16 protein-coding genes are annotated in these 18,295 nt (G+C 69.6%); 15 read left to right on the top strand and 1 reads right to left on the bottom strand.

What is annotated here, in order from left to right; genetic code table 11:
* Window positions 1-13 precede the first annotated feature (13 nt).
* The 12 genes from ACTWPW_RS26355 to ACTWPW_RS26300 all read left to right on the top strand — a co-directional run bounded on the left by ACTWPW_RS26355 (window position 14) and on the right by ACTWPW_RS26300 (window position 14,852).
* Entirely contained in the window at window positions 14-1,033 is a 1,020-nt protein-coding gene (locus ACTWPW_RS26355; protein WP_443170205.1) for a LacI family DNA-binding transcriptional regulator, read from the top strand.
* Between the two features lie 264 nt (window positions 1,034-1,297).
* Window positions 1,298-1,954 (top strand): DUF1961 family protein, encoded by a 657-nt coding sequence (locus ACTWPW_RS26350; RefSeq protein ID WP_443170204.1) that lies wholly within the window; start codon window positions 1,298-1,300, stop codon window positions 1,952-1,954.
* 122 nt (window positions 1,955-2,076) lie between these two features.
* Entirely contained in the window at window positions 2,077-2,706 is a 630-nt protein-coding gene (locus ACTWPW_RS26345) for a YesL family protein (protein ID WP_443170203.1), read from the top strand.
* Between the two features lie 119 nt (window positions 2,707-2,825).
* Complete coding sequence (locus tag ACTWPW_RS26340) at window positions 2,826-4,259, top strand: extracellular solute-binding protein (protein ID WP_375114096.1); 1,434 nt, start codon at window positions 2,826-2,828, stop codon at window positions 4,257-4,259.
* A gap of 64 nt (window positions 4,260-4,323) precedes the next feature.
* Window positions 4,324-5,301 carry an ABC transporter permease gene (locus tag ACTWPW_RS26335; protein ID WP_443170202.1) on the top strand — a complete coding sequence of 326 codons (978 nt, stop codon included), beginning with the start codon at window positions 4,324-4,326 and terminating at the stop codon, window positions 5,299-5,301.
* An 11-nt stretch (window positions 5,302-5,312) separates the two neighbouring features.
* On the top strand, window positions 5,313-6,224 hold the full coding sequence (locus ACTWPW_RS26330) for a carbohydrate ABC transporter permease (protein WP_375114094.1): 912 nt from the start codon (window positions 5,313-5,315) through the stop codon (window positions 6,222-6,224).
* Complete coding sequence (locus ACTWPW_RS26325; RefSeq protein ID WP_443170201.1) at window positions 6,221-6,841, top strand: rhamnogalacturonan acetylesterase; 621 nt, start codon at window positions 6,221-6,223, stop codon at window positions 6,839-6,841. Before ACTWPW_RS26330 ends, ACTWPW_RS26325 begins: the two co-directional genes overlap by 4 nt.
* Window positions 6,838-9,414, top strand: a complete 2,577-nt coding sequence (locus ACTWPW_RS26320) for an exo-rhamnogalacturonan lyase family protein (RefSeq protein ID WP_443170200.1) — start codon at window positions 6,838-6,840, stop codon at window positions 9,412-9,414. Before ACTWPW_RS26325 ends, ACTWPW_RS26320 begins: the two co-directional genes overlap by 4 nt.
* 114 nt (window positions 9,415-9,528) lie before the next feature.
* On the top strand, window positions 9,529-11,127 hold the full coding sequence (locus ACTWPW_RS26315) for an ABC-F family ATP-binding cassette domain-containing protein (RefSeq protein ID WP_375114091.1): 1,599 nt from the start codon (window positions 9,529-9,531) through the stop codon (window positions 11,125-11,127).
* A 113-nt stretch (window positions 11,128-11,240) separates the two neighbouring features.
* Window positions 11,241-11,456, top strand: coding sequence for a helix-turn-helix domain-containing protein (locus ACTWPW_RS26310; RefSeq protein ID WP_020547488.1), 216 nt, complete (start codon window positions 11,241-11,243; stop codon window positions 11,454-11,456).
* A gap of 119 nt (window positions 11,457-11,575) precedes the next feature.
* Window positions 11,576-12,391: an enoyl-CoA hydratase/isomerase family protein gene (locus tag ACTWPW_RS26305; RefSeq protein WP_443170199.1), complete on the top strand. Its 816-nt coding sequence runs from the start codon at window positions 11,576-11,578 to the stop codon at window positions 12,389-12,391.
* A 571-nt stretch (window positions 12,392-12,962) separates the two neighbouring features.
* On the top strand, window positions 12,963-14,852 hold the full coding sequence (locus tag ACTWPW_RS26300; RefSeq protein WP_375114089.1) for an ABC transporter ATP-binding protein: 1,890 nt from the start codon (window positions 12,963-12,965) through the stop codon (window positions 14,850-14,852).
* On the opposite strand, the gene ACTWPW_RS26295 is transcribed toward ACTWPW_RS26300, so the two are convergent.
* A complete protein-coding gene (locus tag ACTWPW_RS26295; protein WP_375114088.1) occupies window positions 14,824-15,708 on the bottom strand; it encodes a sulfotransferase family protein in 885 nt (294 codons plus the stop codon). The genes ACTWPW_RS26300 and ACTWPW_RS26295 overlap by 29 nt on opposite strands.
* Window positions 15,709-15,738: 30 nt before the next feature.
* On the opposite strand from ACTWPW_RS26295, the gene ACTWPW_RS26290 reads away from it, so the two are divergent.
* Genes ACTWPW_RS26290 through ACTWPW_RS26280 form a run of 3 tightly spaced genes read left to right on the top strand, consistent with a single transcriptional unit; the run spans window position 15,739 to window position 18,262 of the window.
* Window positions 15,739-16,476, top strand: coding sequence for an SIR2 family NAD-dependent protein deacylase (locus ACTWPW_RS26290; protein WP_375114087.1), 738 nt, complete (start codon window positions 15,739-15,741; stop codon window positions 16,474-16,476).
* Window positions 16,463-17,359, top strand: coding sequence for a S66 peptidase family protein (locus ACTWPW_RS26285; protein WP_443170198.1), 897 nt, complete (start codon window positions 16,463-16,465; stop codon window positions 17,357-17,359). The genes ACTWPW_RS26290 and ACTWPW_RS26285 overlap by 14 nt, the downstream gene beginning before the upstream one ends.
* Before the next feature lie 33 nt (window positions 17,360-17,392).
* Window positions 17,393-18,262 (top strand): hypothetical protein, encoded by an 870-nt coding sequence (locus ACTWPW_RS26280; RefSeq protein WP_375114085.1) that lies wholly within the window; start codon window positions 17,393-17,395, stop codon window positions 18,260-18,262.
* The last annotated feature ends 33 nt before the right edge of the window (window positions 18,263-18,295 follow it).

Below are 18,295 nucleotides of genomic sequence, written 5' to 3'. Positions count from 1 at the left end.
CTCGTGAGGATCGATGGCGACCAGGAACATCAAGGAGGTCGCGCAGCTGGCGCGCGTCTCGGTGGGCACGGTGAGCAATGTGCTCAACCGCCCGGAGATCGTGTCCCCCGCCACACGCGAACGCGTCTTCGAAGCGATCAAGAAACTCGGTTTCGTCCGCAATGAGGTGGCCCGCCACCTGCGGGTGGGCCGCAGCCGCACGGTCGGGCTCGTCGTGCTCGACGTGTCCAACCCGTTCTTCGTGGACGTGGCCCAGGGCGCCGAAGCGGTGGCCGACGACCACGACACGATGGTGGTGCTCTGCAACAGCGCCGGCGACCCCGGCCGCGAGCGCCGCCACCTCGACCAGCTCGAACAGCAGCGGGTGATGGGAATACTGATCACCCCGGTCGAGATGGAGACCCCCTGGCTGGAGGAGCTCGCCGCCCGGGGCACCCCCGTGGTGCTGGTCGACAGCCCGGCGACCGGCCTGCAGTGCTCGGTGGCCGTCGACGACCGGCTCGGCGGGCAGATCGCCGGCGCCCATCTCATTGAACGCGGGCACCGGCGGATCATGTTCGTCGGCGGGCCGCCGTCCATCAAACAGGTGGCCGACCGGCACGCGGGCGTGACCAGCGCCGTCGCCGCCGCGGACGGTGCCGTTGAACTGCTCACCTCCACCGCGCCCACGCTCACCGTGGCCGAGGGGCGGGCGATCGGCGAGCGCGTGGCGGCCCTGCCCGCCGCCGAACGGCCCACGGCGGCCTTCTGCGCCAACGACATGATGGCGCTGGGATTTTTACAGGCCATGGCCTCGCACGGGCTCCGAGTCCCAGAGGACCTGGCCATCATCGGGTACGACGACATCGACTTCGCCGCGGCGGCCGCGGTGCCGCTGTCGTCCGTCCGGCAGCCCCGGGAACTGCTGGGGCGTACGGCGATCGATCTGTTGCTGGAGGAGGTGGCCGAGCCTGAGCAGCATCGGCACCGGCAGGTCATCTTCCAGCCTGACCTGGTGATTCGCGAGTCCAGCGCGTTGCGTCGCGAGGGGTGACCCTCGGCCCTCCGGCCCTCCGGGCCTCCGGGGGCTGGTGGCTCGGTGGCTCGGGCTTTCTGCCCGCTTCTGTGCTTCTTGTGTCCGGGCTTCCTGCGTCCGGTGTCGCGGTGATCGGGTGCGCCGGTCGCCGTACGCGTTGCGCCGGACCCCTCCGTACGCCTTCCCGCCGACGCGGCGCGCCAGGGGCCGGGCGGCGCGGGGCACATGAGGCCCCCGTCCGCGTGCGCGTGCGCTTGTCCGATCGCCGAGAGGAGTCATTCCTTGACCGAGATCTACCGCAACCCCCTGGCCACCCCCGAGGACCTGGCCGGATTCCGGATGGAGGGGGACGGCGCCATGTCCTTCCCCCAGGGACGGATGCGGCTGGAGAGCCTCAGGCCGGCCTCCGACGGGCAGGCGGCCAATCTGGTGCTCTGGTGTCCCGAGGAGTTCCCCGCCGACGTGCGGATCGAGTGGGACTTCTGGCCCGTCAGGGAGCCGGGCCTGGCCATCATGTTCTTCCATGCCAGGGGCCGGAACGGTGAGGACGTGTTCGATCCCGCCCTGACCCCGCGCAACGGGCCGTACGAGCAATATCACCACGGCGACATCGACGCCTACCACGTGTCCTATTTCCGGCGCATGTGGGAGTCCGAGCGCGCCCTGCACACCTGCAACCTGCGTAAGAGCCACGGGTTTCACCTGGTCGCGCAGGGGGCTGACCCGCTGCCGGGGGTGCTGGACGCCCGGGGGCCCTATGCCGTCCGGATCGACGTCAAGGGAGGCGCGGTGAGCTTCTCAATCAACGATTTGGTCTCGTTCCGCTGGCAGGACGACGGCTCGATCGGCGGTTCCTCCCTGGCAGGAGGCAAGGTCGGGTTCCGGCAGATGGCTCCGCTGATCGGAGAGTACGCAAATCTCCGCGTATCTCGTCATTGACTTTGAGTCGATTCAACACTAATTTCGCACCAACCGCCGTTCACTCGCTTGTAACTGGGCAGGAACCACGGTGCAACACTCCACCCCCGTATCCGTGCACATGCCACGAAAGGTGGTGCCGGATGAACCACCCCGCCTTGTCAATCAGGATTCAAGCTGCCTGCTCAGAGCTGATCTGGGCGGTGCGGCTGAATCTGATCTGGCTCGTCTTCACCCTCGCGGGAGGCGTGATTCTCGGGCTCGGGCCCGCCACCGTTGCCGCCTACACCCTGGCTCGGAGGCATGCCCGGAATGAAACGATTCAGGTTTGGCGCGAATTCTGGCTCGTCTACCGACGGGAGTTCGTCCGGGCCTCGTTGCTGGTCCTGCCGGCGGCGCTGGTCGCCACCGTGCTGGTCGGCAACTACCTCTACTTCTCGGCCCTGGGGCCCGACATGGGGGCGCTGCGAATCGCGACCTTCGTGGCCCTCATCGCACTGGCGGGTGTGGGGGCGTACGTAGGGCCGCTCTACGCGCACTACGACCTGCCGCTCTGGGCCTACTGGCCCAAGGCCACCCAGCTAGCGCTGCTGCGTCCGGCATCGTCCGCGCTGTTGCTGCTAGCGCTCTCAGCCATCGCCTTCGCGACCTCGGTGGCGCCCATCCTGGCGCCGATGATCAGCTTCGGCGCGTGGATCTATCTCAACACGTGGCTCTGCCTGCGCTTCTTCCAGGAGAACGAGGCGCGCCTGCTTTCGAAAGGGAACTCATGAGCGCACCCCGTCGCCGGCGGCTCCTTGCCGGTGTGTTAACGCTAACGGCTGCCCTCACCGCCTCGGCCTGCTCTGGCGGTGGCGACGCGCCTCAGTCCGACCCGAACACGATCACGTTCATGGCGAAGCTGTTCGGTACGGCCCCTGAGCCGACCGGCGAGATGCAGCAGGCCATCGAGAAGTTCCTCGGCAAGAAGATCAAGGTCACCTGGGTCCCGAACGCCGAGTACACCGAGAAGATGAACGTCACGCTGGCCTCGGACAGCATTCCGCAGGTCGTGGTCGTGGACCCGAAGATGCCGGCGTTCGTGAAGGCCGCGCAGGCCGGGGCGTTCTGGGATCTGACCGACAAGCTGGACAAGTACCCGAACCTGAAGCCGGCGGACGCGCAGACCGCGCTCAACTCCTCCATCAACGGCAAGACCTACGGCCTCTACCGGATGCGCCCCCTGCTCCGCTCGGCGGTCGTCATCCGCAAGGACTGGCTGAAGAAGGTCGGTCTCGAGGAGCCGAAGACGATCGACGAGTTCTACGAGGTCGCCAAGGCGTTCACGGAGAAGGACCCCGACGGCAACGGCAAGAAGGACACCTACGGCCTCATCATCCCGAAGTGGCCGGGTAACTACGCCAGCGCCAGCCCGTACGACGTGATCGAGACCTGGTTCGGCGCCCCGAACGGCTACGGCGAGCGCGACGGCAAGGTCGTGGCCGGGTTCGACACCCCGGAGTTCATCGAGGCCAACAAGTGGCTCAAGAAGATGGTCGACGAGGGCCTGGTCAACCCCGACTTCGCCACCCTCGACTCCGCCAAGTGGAACGAGCCGTTCTTCCACGGCAGGGGCGGCATGATCATCGACGTCAACATCCGCTCCCGCCAGGTCCTCGACCTGTTCAGGGAGGACGGCGACCAGAACTACGGTGACAAGGTCACCATGGTCGGCAACCTGGCGCGCTCGGACGGCCAGAAGTTCTCCTACCCGTTCACGGGCTACGCCGACTCCCTGGCCATCTCCAAGCAGAGCGTGCGGACCGACGCCGAGCTGGACAACGTGCTGAAGACGCTGGACAAGCTGGCCACGAAGGAAGGCCAGGTCCTGCTGCAGAACGGCATCGAGGGCCGCAACTTCAAGGTCGAGAACGGCGACACCGCCGCGCTGATCAACGAGGACGACACGGCCGTCAAGACCGTCCAGGACAACGTGGACGACGCGTTCACGCAGCTCAGCACCAAGGGCACGATGGACATCGGCGGCATCGCCTACCAGCGCGTCCCCTCCGGTCAGCCGTACCGGGACATCCTCGCCCTGCAGAAGAAGCTGGTGGAGGAGGACCTCAAGACGGCCGTGCACAACGTCGCGCTGCCCGTGGTCCCCCCGACCCAGATCGAGAAGGGCGCGCAGATCGACAAGATCATCCCTGACGCGCGGGTGAAGTTCCTGTCGGGCGCGATCGACGAAGAGGGCCTCAAGGCCGAGATCAAGAAGTGGCACGACGGCGGCGGCACCCAGATCGTCACCGAGATCAACGACCTGCTGGCGAAGCTGCCCAAGTAGTTCACGACCCCCCGCCTGAGGGGCCCGGACCTCGTCCGGGCCCCTCATAGGAAAGGAGGCCGCTGTGGCCACCGACCTGGCGACGCCTCCGGTGAAGGCGGCGCCCAAGGCCAGGAAGCGCAGGCCGGACCGGGTGCCGCTGGGCACCGCGCTGCTGCGCTACCGCTGGCTCTACCTGATGCTCCTCCCGGGCCTCGCCTACTTCGTGATCTTCAAGTACGTGCCGATGTACGGCGTGACGATCGCGTTCCAGGACTTCCTGCCGTTCCTCGGCTACTCGGGCAGCCCCTGGGTCGGCCTCAAGCACTTCGAGCAGCTCTTCTCCGGCCCCGACTTCGGCCGGCTGATGGCCAACACGCTGATCCTGGCGCTGCTGCACATCGTCTTCGTCTTCACCGCGCCGGTCATCGTCGCGCTGATGCTGAACGAGCTGCGGGTCAACATCCTCAAGCGCTCGGTCCAGTCGCTCATCTACATCCCGCACTTCCTGTCGTGGACCATCGTCGCGTCGCTGACGTACGTGCTGTTCGCGGCCGACTTCGGCGTGCTCGCCGGCTGGATGCGGGACCTGCTCGGCGACACCGCGAAGATCGACTACATGGCGCAGGAGCAGTGGTTCCGCCAGCTGATCATCCTGCAGCAGCTCTGGAAGATGACGGGCTGGGGCACGATCATCTACCTGGCCGCGCTGGCCGGCGTGGACCCCAACTTGTACGAGGCCGCCCGCATGGACGGCGCCGGCCGCTTCCGCCAGCTCTGGCACGTCACGCTGCCCGCGATCCGACCGACGGTCGTCGTCATGGCCATCCTCGCCTCCGGCAACCTGCTGGACTCCGGCTTCGAGCAGATCTGGCTGATGACCACGTCGCTGAACCGCGAGGTGGCGGAGGTGTTCGACACCTACGTCTACTACGCCGGCATCCAGAACGGGAACTACAGCTACTCCACCGCCGTCGGCCTGTTCAAGGGCGTGGCCGGCGTCATCCTGATCTTCGGCTCCAACTGGCTGGCCAAGCGCCTCGGCCAGCGGGGACTGTTCTAGGGAGCCCGGCCATGACCACCATGACTGAGACCAAGCCCAAGAAGCTCGCGGTCAACAACAACAGCTCGCCCGGCAGCCGCGTCTTCGACGTGTTCAACGTCGTCGCGCTCGTCGGCCTGGCGCTGATCACGGTGCTGCCGCTGATCTACGTGCTGGCCGCGTCGTTCGCCAGCGAGCCGGAGATCGCCTCGCGGCCGTTCTTCCTGTGGCCGGAGAAGGTCGTCACCGAGGCGTACGAGTACATCTTCGCCACCCCCACCTTCGTCCGCTCCCTGCTCACGACCGTGATCGTGACGGCGGTCGGCATGGTGGTGCAGGTGATGCTGACCTTCACCATGGCCTACCCCCTGGCCAAGCGGTACCTGCCAGGACGCGCGCTGGTGCTGAACCTGGTCATCTTCACGATGGTCTTCACCGGCGGCATGATCCCCACCTACCTGGTGGTGCGCGACCTGGGGCTGCTCGACAGCTACTGGGCGCTGATCCTGCCGCTGGCGATCAACCCGTTCTACCTGATCATCGTCAAGAGCTTCTTCCAGGAGCTGCCGCAGGCCCTGGAGGAGGCGGCCAGGATCGACGGCTGCAACGAGATGGGCGTCTTCTTCAAGATCGTCCTTCCGCTGTCCAAGCCGATCATCGCGACGTTCTCGCTGTTCTACGCGGTGGCGATTTGGAACGACTACATGTCGCCACTCCTGTACATCACCGACCCGAACAAGTGGACGCTGCAGATCCTCGTCCGCCAGCTCACCAACACCGACGCCGCGGCCGCCCTGTCACAGATGGACCGCACCTGGGTGCCGCCGGAGCAGGGCCTGAAGTTCGCCATCATCGTGATCGCGACGCTGCCGATCCTGTTCTTCTACCCGTTCCTGCAGAAGCACTTCGCCAAGGGCGTGCTGATCGGGGGCGTCAAGGAGTGACCCGCACCGTGCTGCTGGCCGGGGACTCGACGGTCGCCTCCTGCCCGGCCTTCGAGGCGCCCATGTCCGGGTGGGGGGCGCACCTCGGGTCGTACACCGGCGGCCCGGTGCGCAACTTCGCCAAGGGCGGCGCCACCACGGCCAGCCACCGGGAAGAGGGGCTGTGGGCGGCGCTGCTGCGCGAGGTCGCGCCCGGCGACCTCGTGGTGATCCAGTTCGGGCACAACGACCAGAAGGAGCCCGGACTGCCCTACCGCGACAACCTGCGCGCCTTCGTCGCGGAGGCGCGCGGGGCGGGCGGGCTGGCGGTGCTGTGCACGCCGGTGCAGCGGCGCAGGTTCGAGGGCGGTCGGCTGGTGCCCACGCACGGGGACTACCCCGAGCGGGTGCGCGCGCTGGCCGCCGCCGAGGACGTACCGCTGATCGACCTGACCGCCGCCACCACCGAGCTGTACGAGCGGCTCGGCCCCGACGGGTCCAAGGCCCTGTTCACGCACTTCCCGCCGGGCACGCATCCGCTCTACCCGGACGGCGTGGCCGACGACACCCACTTCTGCTTCCGCGGCGCCGACGAGGTGGCCGCGATCGTCGCCGAAGGACTGAAGGAGATCTCATGACCGTACTTCGCTGGCTGGACCGACCGGGTGAGCAGGGGGTGACCTGGGGAGTTCCGTGGCCACGCGGTGCGGTCGAGCGGGGCACGCCGTTCGCGCTGTCCGACGCAGAGGGGAGCGAGGTGCCCCTGCAGAGCTGGGTGACCGCCACCTGGCCCGACGGCTCGGTCAAGTGGTCGGCCCACGCCACGGGGGCCGGGCCCGGCTCCCCGGCGTACCGGCTGGAGCCCGGCCGCGAGCCCGCCGCCCCCGACACCGCGGTCACCGTGACCCGGCAGGGCCGGGACCTGGTCGTCGGCACCGGCGTGGTCACGTGGACGATCGGCGGTGGCACGCTGGCCCGCTCGATCTCGCGCGGGAGCCGCGAGATCGCCAGGGACGTGCGCCTGGTCAGCCTCCGCCAGGCCGAGCCCACCCCCGACGAGGGCGGCTGCGTGGCCCGCGAGCAGGCAGACGGCGTCGTCGAGAGCGTCACGGTCGAGCAGGACGGCCCCGTCCGCGCCGTGGTGCGGCTGGAGGGCCGGCACGGCGACTGGCTGCCGTTCACCGTGCGCCTGTACTTCTACGCGGGTGCCGAGCACGTGCGGATCATGCACACGTTCGTCTGGGACGGCGACCCCGAGCGCGACTTCCTGGCCGGGCTCGGGCTGCGCGCCGACGTGGTCATGCGCGACGAGCCGCACGACCGGCACGTACGCCTGGCCGGCGGCGACGGCTTCCTGACCGAGGCCGTACGCGGGCTGACCGGCCTGCGCCGCGACCCCGGCGAGGCCGCCCGCCGCGCCCAGGTCGAGGGCCGCCCGGCCGGCGAGCTCGACCCGGAGGTCGCCAACCGGTTGCACCTCATCCCGGCCTGGAACGACTACACCCTCGACCAGGGCTCCGCCGACGGCTACACGCTGCGCAAGCGCACCAAGGAGGGCCACGCCTGGGTGACGATCCCGGCCGGCGCCCGCTCCGCCGGGTACGGCTACGTCGGCGGTGTCAGCGGCGGCCTCGGCTTCGGGCTGCGCGACTTCTGGCGCCTGCACCCCACCCGCCTCGACGTCCGGAACGCGGCCACCGACGTGGCCACCGCCACCGTCTGGCTGTGGTCGCCGTCCGCGCCGGCCATGGACCTGCGCTTCTACCACGACGGCATGGGCCAGGACACCTTCGCCGAGCAGCTCGAGGGCCTGGAGATCACGTACGAGGACTACGAGCCGGGGTTCGGCGACGCCCGGGGCATCGCGCGTACGCACGAGCTGAGCCTGCGCTTCCACGACGCCACGCCCGCCGCGCACGAGCTCGCCGCGCACGCCGCCGCCATGAACGAGCCCGGGCTGCTCGCCGCGAGCCCCGAGCGGGTGCGCGAGGCGGGCGTGTTCGGCGTGTGGGGCCTGCCCGACCGCGGCACGCCCGCGCACGCGAAGATCGAGGACCGCCTCGACTTCCTGTTCGACCTGTACGCGCGCGAGCGCGAGCAGCGCCGCTGGTACGGCTTCTGGGACTACGGCGACGTCATGCACACCTACGACGAGGACCGGCACACCTGGCGCTACGACGTCGGCGGCTACGCCTGGGACAACTCGGAGCTGTCGCCCGACCTGTGGTTGTGGCTGCAGTATCTGCGCACCGGCCGGGCCGACGTCTTCCGCTTCGCCGAGTCCATGACCCGCCACACCGGCGAGGTGGACGTCTATCACCTCGGCCGGTGGAAGGGCCTGGGCAGCCGGCACAACGTGCAGCACTGGGGGTGCAGCTGCAAGCAGCTGCGCATCTCCAACGCCGCCTACCGGCGCTTCTACTACTACCTGACGGCCGACGAGCGCACCGGCGACCTCATGGACGAGCTCAGCGTCCCCGAGGAGACGTTCCTGGTCATCGACCCGCAGCGGAAGGTGCGCGAGGACGTCTACACCCCGGACCCCACCGCCCTGTCGGTCGGGCTCGGCACCGACTGGGGCTCGCTGGCGGCGGCCTGGCTGACCAGGTGGGAGCGGCACGGGGACGAGCGCGCCAGGGACCGGCTGCTGGGCACGATGGCCGACATCGGCGCGATGCCGCGCCGGTTCCTGTCCGGCGACGGGCGGATGGACCTGGAGAGCGGGCGTTTCGACACCTCCCGTGACCAGGTCTCCATCTCGCACCTGTCGTCGTTGTTCGGGCTGCCGGAGATGTGCGCGGAGCTGATCGCCCTCGATCTGGACGTGCCCGGGTTCGAGGAGGCGTGGCTCGAGTACTGCCGGCTCTACCTCGCCACCCCCGAGCAGCAGGAGGCGGAGGTGGGGCAGCGGCTGAGCGGGATCTCGCTGATCCAGGCGCACAGCCGGCTCACCGCGTACGCGGCGGCGCGCACCGGCGACGCCGACCTGGCGGCCTGGGCCTGGCGCAAGTTCTTCCTGGGAGAGGGCGACCAGCTCAACCGCAACCCCTTGCAACATCAGGAGAACTGGGAGCTCACCCTGGTGGACGGCCCGGAGGTGCCGCATCCGGTGCACGAGGCGGCGTTCGTCAGCACCAACAGCGCCGCGCAGTACGGCCTGGCCGCGATCCACAACCTGGTGCTGATCGGCAAGCACTTGACAGAGCACTGATCGGAGAGGTGGGGCTCCCGCCGGGAGCCCTACACTGATCGGTATGCATGCTCCCGATTGACCGGCGTCGCACGCCCAATCCTCGTTTCCTAGCTCGGGAGTGTTCCGGTCACCATGATCATTGCCCATGATATCGAGCTGCGCGCGGGCGCGCGCCTGCTCATCGAGAAAGCCTCCTTCCGGGTCAACCCCGGTGACAAGATCGGGCTCGTCGGCCGCAACGGCGCGGGCAAGACGACGCTGACCAAGGTGCTGGCGGGCGAGGGCCTGCCCGCCTCGGGCAGCGTCACCGCCACCGGCAGCGTCGGCTACCTGCCCCAGGACCCGCGCACCGGCGACCTTCAGGTGCTGGCTCGCGACCGCATCCTGTCCGCGCGCGGCCTCGACCAGGTCATCAGGGAGCTGCGCGAGGCGGAGGTCGGCATGTCCTCCGCCGACGAGCGCACGCGCGAGAAGGCCGTCAGGCGGTACGGCAGGCTCGAGGACCAGATGCACGTCCTCGGCGGATACGCGGCCGAGTCCGAGGCGGCCTCCATCGCCTCCAGCCTCGGCCTGCCCGACCGTGTCCTGGGACAGCCGTTGCAAACGCTTTCCGGCGGTCAGCGCAGGCGCGTGGAATTGGCCCGAATTCTTTTCAGCGGAGCGGAAACTCTCCTTCTCGACGAGCCGACAAACCACCTAGATGCGGACTCAATCGGGTGGCTTCGCGATTTTTTGCGAAGTCATCAAGGTGGCTTGGTGATCATCAGCCACGACGTCGGCCTTCTTGAAGCCACGGTCAACAAGGTCCTGCACCTGGACGCCAACCGGGCGGTCGTCGACCACTACAACGTCGGCTGGAACGCCTACCTCGCCCAGCGCGAGACCGACGAGAAGCGCAGGAAGCGCGAGCGGGCCAACGCCGAGAAGCAGGCCGGGGCGCTGCTGGCGCAGGCCGACAAGATGCGCGCCAAGGCGACCAAGGCCAAGGCCGCCCAGGACATGATGCGGCGCGCGCACCGGTTGCTGTCCGGCACCGAGGAGGAGCGCAAGAGCGACAAGGTGGCGCGGCTGCGCTTCCCCGACCCGCAGCCGTGCGGGCGCACCCCGCTCATGGCCGAGGGCCTGTCCAAGTCGTACGGCTCCCTTGAGGTCTTCACCGACGTCGACGTGGCCATCGACCGAGGTCACAGGGTCGTCATCCTCGGCCTCAACGGCGCCGGCAAGACCACGCTGCTGCGCCTGCTGGGCGGGATCGAGCAGCCCGACACCGGCGCGATCAAGCCGGGACACGGCCTGAAGATCGGCTACTACGCGCAGGAGCACGAGACCCTCGACAGCGGCCGGACCCTGCTGGAGAACATGCGCTCGGCCGGCGGCGAGTTCACCGACACCGAGTTGCGCAAGGTCCTCGGCTCGTTCCTGTTCACGGGTGACGACGTGGACAAGCCGGCCGGCGTACTTTCCGGCGGTGAGAAGACCCGGCTCGCGCTCGCCATCCTGGTGCTCTCGAGTGCCAATGTCCTGCTTCTCGACGAGCCCACGAACAACCTCGATCCGGTCAGCCGCGAGCAGGTTCTCAATGCTCTGAGGTCCTATTCAGGAGCAATCGTCCTAGTCACACATGACGAGGGTGCCGTTGACGCCCTGTCACCGGATAGGGTGATCTTGCTACCGGACGGAACTGAAGACGCGTGGAGCGATGAATTTTCCGATCTTGTGGCACTTGCCTGATCTTAATTTGAGTGGGTACGGATCTTTTCCCGTGGAGTAGGTAGCCGATCCCGCTGAAATGACTGATCATGGCGGAGTAACGCTGCGGAAGTCCGGCACTACAGGAGGTACTCGTGGCCGAGACACTGAAGAAGGGCACCCGGGTCACCGGGGCCGACCGGGAAAAACTGGCCGGCGATCTCAAGAAGCGCTACGCCGCGGGCGAAAGCATCCGCGCGCTGGCCGCTTCTACCGGTCGGTCTTACGGGTTCATCCATCGCATCCTCAGCGAGTCCGGTGTGACTCTGCGCGGGCGCGGCGGGGCGACCCGAGGCAAGTCCAAGCGCTGACGGCCGCCTCGGAACGTGCGACCGCAGCCGCCCGTCCCTAGTCAGCCGCCGTCGCGCCCGGGCCAGAACCATATTCTGTAGGCTCGGGCGCGACGGTCAGCAGGACAGAGGAGCGGGCGATGGCGGAAGCGCAGGCGCAACAGCGCGGGGGGTACGCGGACGACGGCTCTGCCGCGGCAGGGAGCGGAGTTCGCTTCGAGGTGGACGGTGAGATAGCGACGATCACGCTGGACCGGCCGGAAAAGCGCAACGCACAGACGTTCGCGACATGGTCGGAGCTGGCCCGCATCGGCGAGAGCCTGCCCGGGCAGGTGCGCGTCGTCGTCGTGAAAGGTGAGGGACCGTCCTTCTCGGCAGGGATCGACCTGCGAATGTTCACACCTGAGGGGGTGCCCGGACAGGGCTCGTTCAGTTCGGCGGCCAAGACCGACGACGCCGGCTTCGAGCAGCGCATCAGACAGGCCCAAGCGGGGTTCCTGTGGCTGCGCCGCCCGGAGATCGTCTCCATCGCCGCAGTGCAGGGGCACGCGATCGGCGCGGGGTTCCAGCTCGCGCTCGCCTGCGATCTGCGGATCGTGGCCGACAATGTTTCGTTCTGCATGAAAGAGCCCGCACTGGGCCTGGTGCCCGACCTGACGGGGACCAAGCCCCTGGTCGAGCTGGTCGGCCTGGCCAAGGCGATCGACATCTGCCTGACCGCCAGGACCGTGCACGCCGACGAGGCCATACGCATCGGCCTCGCCGAGAGAGTGGTCGCCGGGGGCGACCTGGAGCAAGCGGTACAGGACAAGGTCGCGCAACTGCTGTCGACCAACCGGGACGCGGCTGTGGCGACCAAGCGACTCCTCCAGGGGGCGCAGGGACGCACCCTGGAGGAGCAGAGTGTGGCCGAGGGGATCGAACAGGCCGCACGCATCAAGGCCCTCTTCGGGTGATTCATCGCTCAGAGGTGCTCTTGGGGTGATTTTCCGCTCTGTGGTCTCTTAAGTGGTTTCTTCGCGCAAGGGCCTCTTGGGCTGACTCGCGGCTCAGGACTCTTCCGCCTGACTTGCTACGCGATGCCGGCGGGAGCGTCTCTGGAACGCCCGCAGCCGGGCCCAGAGGCTCCGTGCGCGCGCGATCAGCGGCAGTTGGGACTCCGGGCTGGAACGCGGCGCGATGGGGCCTCAGCGGCGATCACAGCCGCAACCGTGACAATGCGCCCCCGCTTCACGGCGGCGTGCCTCCTGCGGCGGCGACTGCAGCGTGCTTCCTGTCGCGGCACCCCAGCGGCACCCCAGCGCGGCCGGAGAGGGGGCGCCCACGGCGGTGCTCGTGGGATGGGGGCGCAGCGTCCGGTTGGGTGCCGGCGGGGCGCAACGTCCTGGCGGTGGTGGGTGGGCGTGAGCTGCGGGGACGGGGGAAGGGGGCGGTGGAGTGCGGGGTGGGGTTTCGCGCTGAGCTGAGCCGGGAATCCCGGCGTGCCCCTGGGACGCTGTCTCCGGCGGAGGAGGAGGGATCCCCCGGATGGCGATGATGGGTGGCGGCTTCGGGCCCCACGTGATGGCGTCCCTGCGGCGCGACGGATCGGTGACCAAGCAGCGGCTGCGGCCGGGCACCGTGCGGCGCATCGCCCGTTACGCGCGCCCGTACACCCGGCAGTTCGCGGTCTTCCTGGCGCTCGTCGTGGCCGGGGCGGTGATCGTGATCGCCAACCCGCTGCTGATGAAGGCGATCATCGACGACGGCATCCTGCCCAAGCGGCCCGGCGTGGTGGTCTGGCTGGCCGTGGCGATCGCCGCGCTCGCGCTGGTGGACGCCGGGCTGACGCTCGTGCAGCGGTGGTTCTCCTCCCGCATCGGCGAGGGCTTGATCTACGACCTGCGCACCGAGGTGTTCGACCACGTGCAGCGCATGCCGGTCGCGTTCTTCATGCGCGCCCAGACCGGCGCGCTGGTCAGCCGGCTCAACACCGACGTGATCGGCGCCCAGCGCGCCCTGACCAGCACCCTGTCGTCCGTCGTGTCCAACGTGGTCAGCCTGATCCTGGTGCTGGGCGCGATGCTGGCGCTGTCGTGGCAGGTGACGCTGGTCGCGCTGGTGCTGCTGCCGATCTTCATCGTGCCCGCGAAATACGTCGGCCGCCGCATGTCGGTGCTGACCCGCGAGCAGATGCAGCTCGACGCCGAGATGAGCTCGGTCACCACCGAGCGGTTCAACGTGGCCGGCGCGATGGTCGCCAAGCTGTACGGCCGGCCGGAGGACGACGCCGAGATGTTCGGCAGCCGCGCCGCCAGGGTGCGCGACGTGGGCGTGACGGTCGGCATGTACGGCACCGTGTTCCGGGTCGCGCTCGGGCTGATCGCGGCGCTGGCCACCGCCCTGGTCTACGGCATCGGCGGCGTCCTGTCCGTCTCCGGGGCCTTCGAGCTCGGCACGCTGGTGGCGCTGGCCGCCCTGCTGATGCGCCTCTACGGCCCGCTCACCTCCCTGTCCAACGTGCACGTGGACGTGATGACCGCGCTGGTGAGCTTCGACCGCGTCTTCGAGATCCTCGACCTCAAGCCCATGGTGGCGCAGAAGCCGGACGCCGTGCCGGTGCCGGAGGGGCCGGTGACGATCGAGTTCGACGACGTGCGCTTCCGCTACCCGGCCGCCGAGGAGGTCTCCCTGGCCTCGCTGGAGTCGGTCGCCAGGCAGGACGCCGGCGGCCCGTCCCACCCGGTGCTCAAGGGCGTGTCGTTCACGGCCGCGCCCGGGCAGCTCATCGCGCTCGTCGGCCACAGCGGCGCGGGCAAGACCACGATGACCTCCCTGGTGTCACGGCTCTACGACGTCAACGAGGGCGCGGTGCGGATCAACGGCCTCGACGTGCGCGACGCCACCCTCGACTCGCTGCGCGACACCGTCGGCGTGGTCATGCAGGACGCCCACCTCTACCACGACACGATCGGCGCCAACCTGCGCTACGCCAGGCCGGAGGCGAGCGACGAGGAGATCTGGGAGGCGCTGCGCGCCGCGCAGATCGGCGAGCTCGTCGAGAGCCTGCCCGACGGGCTGGAGACCGTGGTGGGCGATCGCGGCTACCGGCTGTCCGGCGGCGAGAAGCAGCGGCTGGCGCTGGCCAGGCTGCTGCTGAAGGCGCCGCGTGTGGTCGTGCTCGACGAGGCCACCGCCCACCTCGACTCCGAGTCGGAGGCGGCCGTGCAGGTGGCGTTGAAGACCGCGCTGCAGGGCCGTACGTCGCTGGTCATCGCGCACCGGCTGTCCACGATCAGGGAGGCCGACGAGATCCTCGTCGTGCACGACGGCCGGATCGCCGAGCGCGGCGGGCACGAGGAGCTGCTGGCCCGGGGCGGGCTCTACGCCGAGCTCTACCGCACCCAGTTCAGCTCTGCAGGTAGCCCAGCCGCCTGAGCTCCTCCCTGGCCACCTTCTCCACCAGCTCCAGGTCGTCGCGCCGGAGCCGGGTCCGCCAGGCGCCGACCTTGGGCACGTTGTCGTCGTACAGGAAGACCTTCGGCACCCGCGTCTCCAGGAACTCCGACAGCGTGGCCACCGTCTGCGGCGGCCTGCGGACCAGGTCCTCGTACCGGACGGTGAGGAGTTGCCGCTCGGGCAGCGTGCGGCGCAGCTCGGCGCTCAGGCGTACGGCGCCGCGCCAGCGCAGCGCGCTCTTGCCCGCCGACGGCATGGTCTTCCAGCGTTCGAGGTGCTCGTCCTTGTTGACGCCCAGGAACGCGTTGGGGAACTCGGTCCCCTCCGCCAGCATCGCCGGCTTGAACCAGGCCAGGCACGCCGGGTCGCCCAGCATGCCGGCCACCGCGTCCCTGCCGTCGCGGATGAGCTGGACGAACCGGGCGTCGGGGAAGGCCCGCAGCAGCACCGGAGCGCTGTAGATCAGGTCGGGGCTGGCGTCGCCGAAGCGGGTGACGTCGCTGGTGGAGACGCACGGACCGGTTCCCGTGACGCCGCCGGCCTCCCGGCACGGCTCGGCGCACTCGCCGCAGGAGCGGGGCAGCACCTGCCACGACTCGGCGAGGGCGTCTCTCATGACGCGTACGGCTCCGTCGGTGCGGGCGATGGACGGCTTGCGGGCGAAGGCGTACACCACGTGCGCCACGCTCGCGCGGCCCATCGTCACGTGGAAGCCCGGGGAGCGTTTCAGGGCGCGGGCGAGCAGGTCCGCGCCGGAATGCGGCGCTCCGAGCAGGAAGACCGGCCGGCGGACCTTGATGCCGTTGACCACGAGGATGTGGGGCGGAAGTCGCATACGAGAGGTAAGTGTGACACCGTTTGCCACGTGAACGAGCCAACCTCCGTGTCGGTGCTCACGGGAGCGGGCATCTCCACCGACTCCGGGATCCCCGACTACCGGGGCCCGCAGGGTGTATGGACGAAGAACCCGCAGGCGGCGGCGAACGCGCAGATCGATCGTTACCTGGCCGACCCCGAGATCAGGCGCGCCTCGTGGCGGGCCAGGATCGACCATCCGGCCTGGGGCGCCCGGCCGAACGCCGCCCACGCCGCGCTGGTCGACCTGGAGCACGCGGGGATGCTGCGCGCCCTCATCACGCAGAACATCGACGAGCTGCACCAGCGGGCCGGATCCGCGCCGGAGAAGGTCATCGAGCTGCACGGCACCCTGCACCGGGCCGAGTGCGTGTCCTGCGACCTGATCACGCCCATGGACGAGGTGCTCGCCCGGGTCGCCGCCGGTGAGGAGGACCCGCCGTGCCCGCGCTGCGGCGGCATCCAGAAGTCGAACACGATCTCGTTCGGGCAGACGCTCAAGCCCGAGGTGCTGGGCGCCGCGCTGGACGCCGCCCAGTCGTGCGACCTGTTCGTGGCGGTGGGCACCTCGCTGACCGTGCATCCGGCCGCTGGGCTGTGCGGCGCGGCGCTCGACGCCGGCGCCCGCCTGGTGATCGTGAACGCCGAGCCCACGCCCTATGACCCCTTCGCCGATCGGGTGATCAACGAACCGATCGGCCAGGCACTGCCCGCGCTCGTCAAGGAGCTGATCGATGCAGCAAGGTGACACCGTCGCCGTCGTCTCGCCCTCCGGCCCGCCCAGCGCCGACCTGCTCAAGCGGGGCGTCGAGCGGCTGGAGGGCCTCGGACTGAAAGTCGTGGTGAGCCCGCACGCGCTCGACCGCCAGGGGCTGGACTATCTGGCCGGCGACGACGCCGACCGGGCGGCCGACCTCCAGGCGGCGTGGTGCGACCCGGCCGTGTCGGCCGTGTTCTGCTGCCGGGGCGGCTACGGCGCGGGCCGCCTGCTCGGCCTGCTCGACTGGGAAGCCATGCGGGCGGCCGGGCCCAAGGTGCTGCTCGGGTCGAGCGACATCACGGCGCTGCACAACGCGTTCGCCATCGAGCTGGGCGTGCCGACGCTGCACGGGCCGATGGCCGCCTGCGACGTCATCGCGGGCGACGAGGCGGGACCCGAGCCGCGTACCTGGGAGAGCCTGCGGGCGGCCCTGTTCGGCGCGCCCGCGCCGGTGCGGGGCGACCGGGTGCTGGCGCCGGGGCGGGCGGAGGGCGTGCTGGGCGGCGGTAATCTGTCGCTGCTGGCCTCGATGTGCGGCACCCGGTGGCAGCCGTCGTTCGACGGCGGGATCGCGTTCCTGGAGGACGTGGGCGAGGAGCCGTACCGGATCGACCGCATGCTCACCCAGCTTCTGCAGGCCGGGGTGTTCGACGGGGTGCGGGGGATCGCGCTCGGGTCGTGGGTGGGGTGCGGGGATCCGTACCCGGTTCTGCGGGACCGGCTGGGGCCGCTCGGGGTGCCCGTGGTGGCCGGGTTGCCGGTGGGGCACGGGTCGCCACAGATGAGCGTGTGGCTGGGGGCACTTGGTGTTATCGATACCGAATCGTGCTCCCTAACGGACATGAGTGGGAATGAGCAGCAGGCAAGGTAGGAGGGACGAAACCGACAGAAAGGGACACGGCGCGTGAACTGGTTCAGGCGTGACCGCGAGCCCGCGCGCCGGCCGGTCGAGGACGTCGATCTCGACTCGCTGCTCGCGCTCGTCGCGGAGTCCCACGGATATTCCTTCACGTTCGCCCCCGACGGCTCCGCCGTGACGCTCAAGGGCGAGGCCGACCTGGTCGTGCAGCTCAAGGGGCTGCGGCGCGAGGCCGGGCGCAGGGCCAGGGAGGACTGGCCGATGCTGGTCTCCGAGCACCTCGCGCACGCCGTGGCCACCGCCGGCGAGCGGCTGGACGTGTGCGACCTGGAGCAGGCCCGGCCCCTGATGCTGACCCGCGTGGAGTCCGTGGACGAGGTGCCCGACCTGACCCGCGTCGTCGGCCGCCACCTGAACGCCGACCTGGTCGAACTGCTCACCGTCGGCTCGCGGACCGTGCGGCCGGAGGAGGCCGGGTGCTGGCCCCTGCCCACGGGACAGGCCCTCGACCTGGCCGTCGCCAACGTGCGCGGGCAGGAGCGGCTGCGCGTGGAGGGCATCGAGCTGTCGGGCACGCCGGTGACCCGGCTGACCGCGCCGAGCCCGTCGGCCGCCACGCATCTGCGGTGGCTGGGGGACTACCTGACGGTGCCCGCGGACGGGGTGCTGGTGGTGCTGCCGGATCCGTACACGCTGCTCGTGCATCCCGTGGACGGGATCGGTGTGGTGCGGGCTCTTGAGCGGTTGCGGGTGCACGCGGTGCGGACCGACGGGCTCAGCTCGCAGGTCTACTGGTGGCATGAGGGGCGGTTGACCCTCATCAGGGCGGACATCGTCGCGCGGGGCGGGCACACCAGGCTTGTCGTGGCGCCGCCGCCGGAGTTCGCCCGCGTCCTGGCCCGCCTGGCCGTCTGAGGTTCCCGGGTGGCCGTCCGAGGTCCCCGGGCT

Source organism: Nonomuraea sp. KM90 (genome assembly GCF_052246675.1).
Taxonomy (GTDB): Bacteria; Actinomycetota; Actinomycetes; order Streptosporangiales; family Streptosporangiaceae; genus Nonomuraea.
Note: the sequence above shows the minus strand (reverse complement) of the source record. Positions and strands in the feature narration are given on the sequence as shown.

Bases quoted from the DNA above. Each gene is read 5' to 3' on its own strand.
- ACTWPW_RS26315 (WP_375114091.1), top strand. From the start codon at position 9,529: ATGATCATTGCCCATGATATCGAGCTGCGCGCGGGCGCGCGCCTGCTC.
- ACTWPW_RS26300 (WP_375114089.1), top strand. From the start codon at position 12,963: ATGGCGATGATGGGTGGCGGCTTCGGGCCCCACGTGATGGCGTCCCTG.
- ACTWPW_RS26305 (WP_443170199.1), top strand. From the start codon at position 11,576: ATGGCGGAAGCGCAGGCGCAACAGCGCGGGGGGTACGCGGACGACGGC.
- ACTWPW_RS26355 (WP_443170205.1), top strand. From the start codon at position 14: ATGGCGACCAGGAACATCAAGGAGGTCGCGCAGCTGGCGCGCGTCTCG.
- ACTWPW_RS26320 (WP_443170200.1), top strand. From the start codon at position 6,838: ATGACCGTACTTCGCTGGCTGGACCGACCGGGTGAGCAGGGGGTGACC.
- ACTWPW_RS26285 (WP_443170198.1), top strand. From the start codon at position 16,463: ATGCAGCAAGGTGACACCGTCGCCGTCGTCTCGCCCTCCGGCCCGCCC.
- ACTWPW_RS26340 (WP_375114096.1), top strand. From the start codon at position 2,826: ATGGCGAAGCTGTTCGGTACGGCCCCTGAGCCGACCGGCGAGATGCAG.
- ACTWPW_RS26330 (WP_375114094.1), top strand. From the start codon at position 5,313: ATGACCACCATGACTGAGACCAAGCCCAAGAAGCTCGCGGTCAACAAC.
- ACTWPW_RS26345 (WP_443170203.1), top strand. From the start codon at position 2,077: ATGAACCACCCCGCCTTGTCAATCAGGATTCAAGCTGCCTGCTCAGAG.
- ACTWPW_RS26295 (WP_375114088.1), bottom strand. From the start codon at position 15,708: ATGCGACTTCCGCCCCACATCCTCGTGGTCAACGGCATCAAGGTCCGC.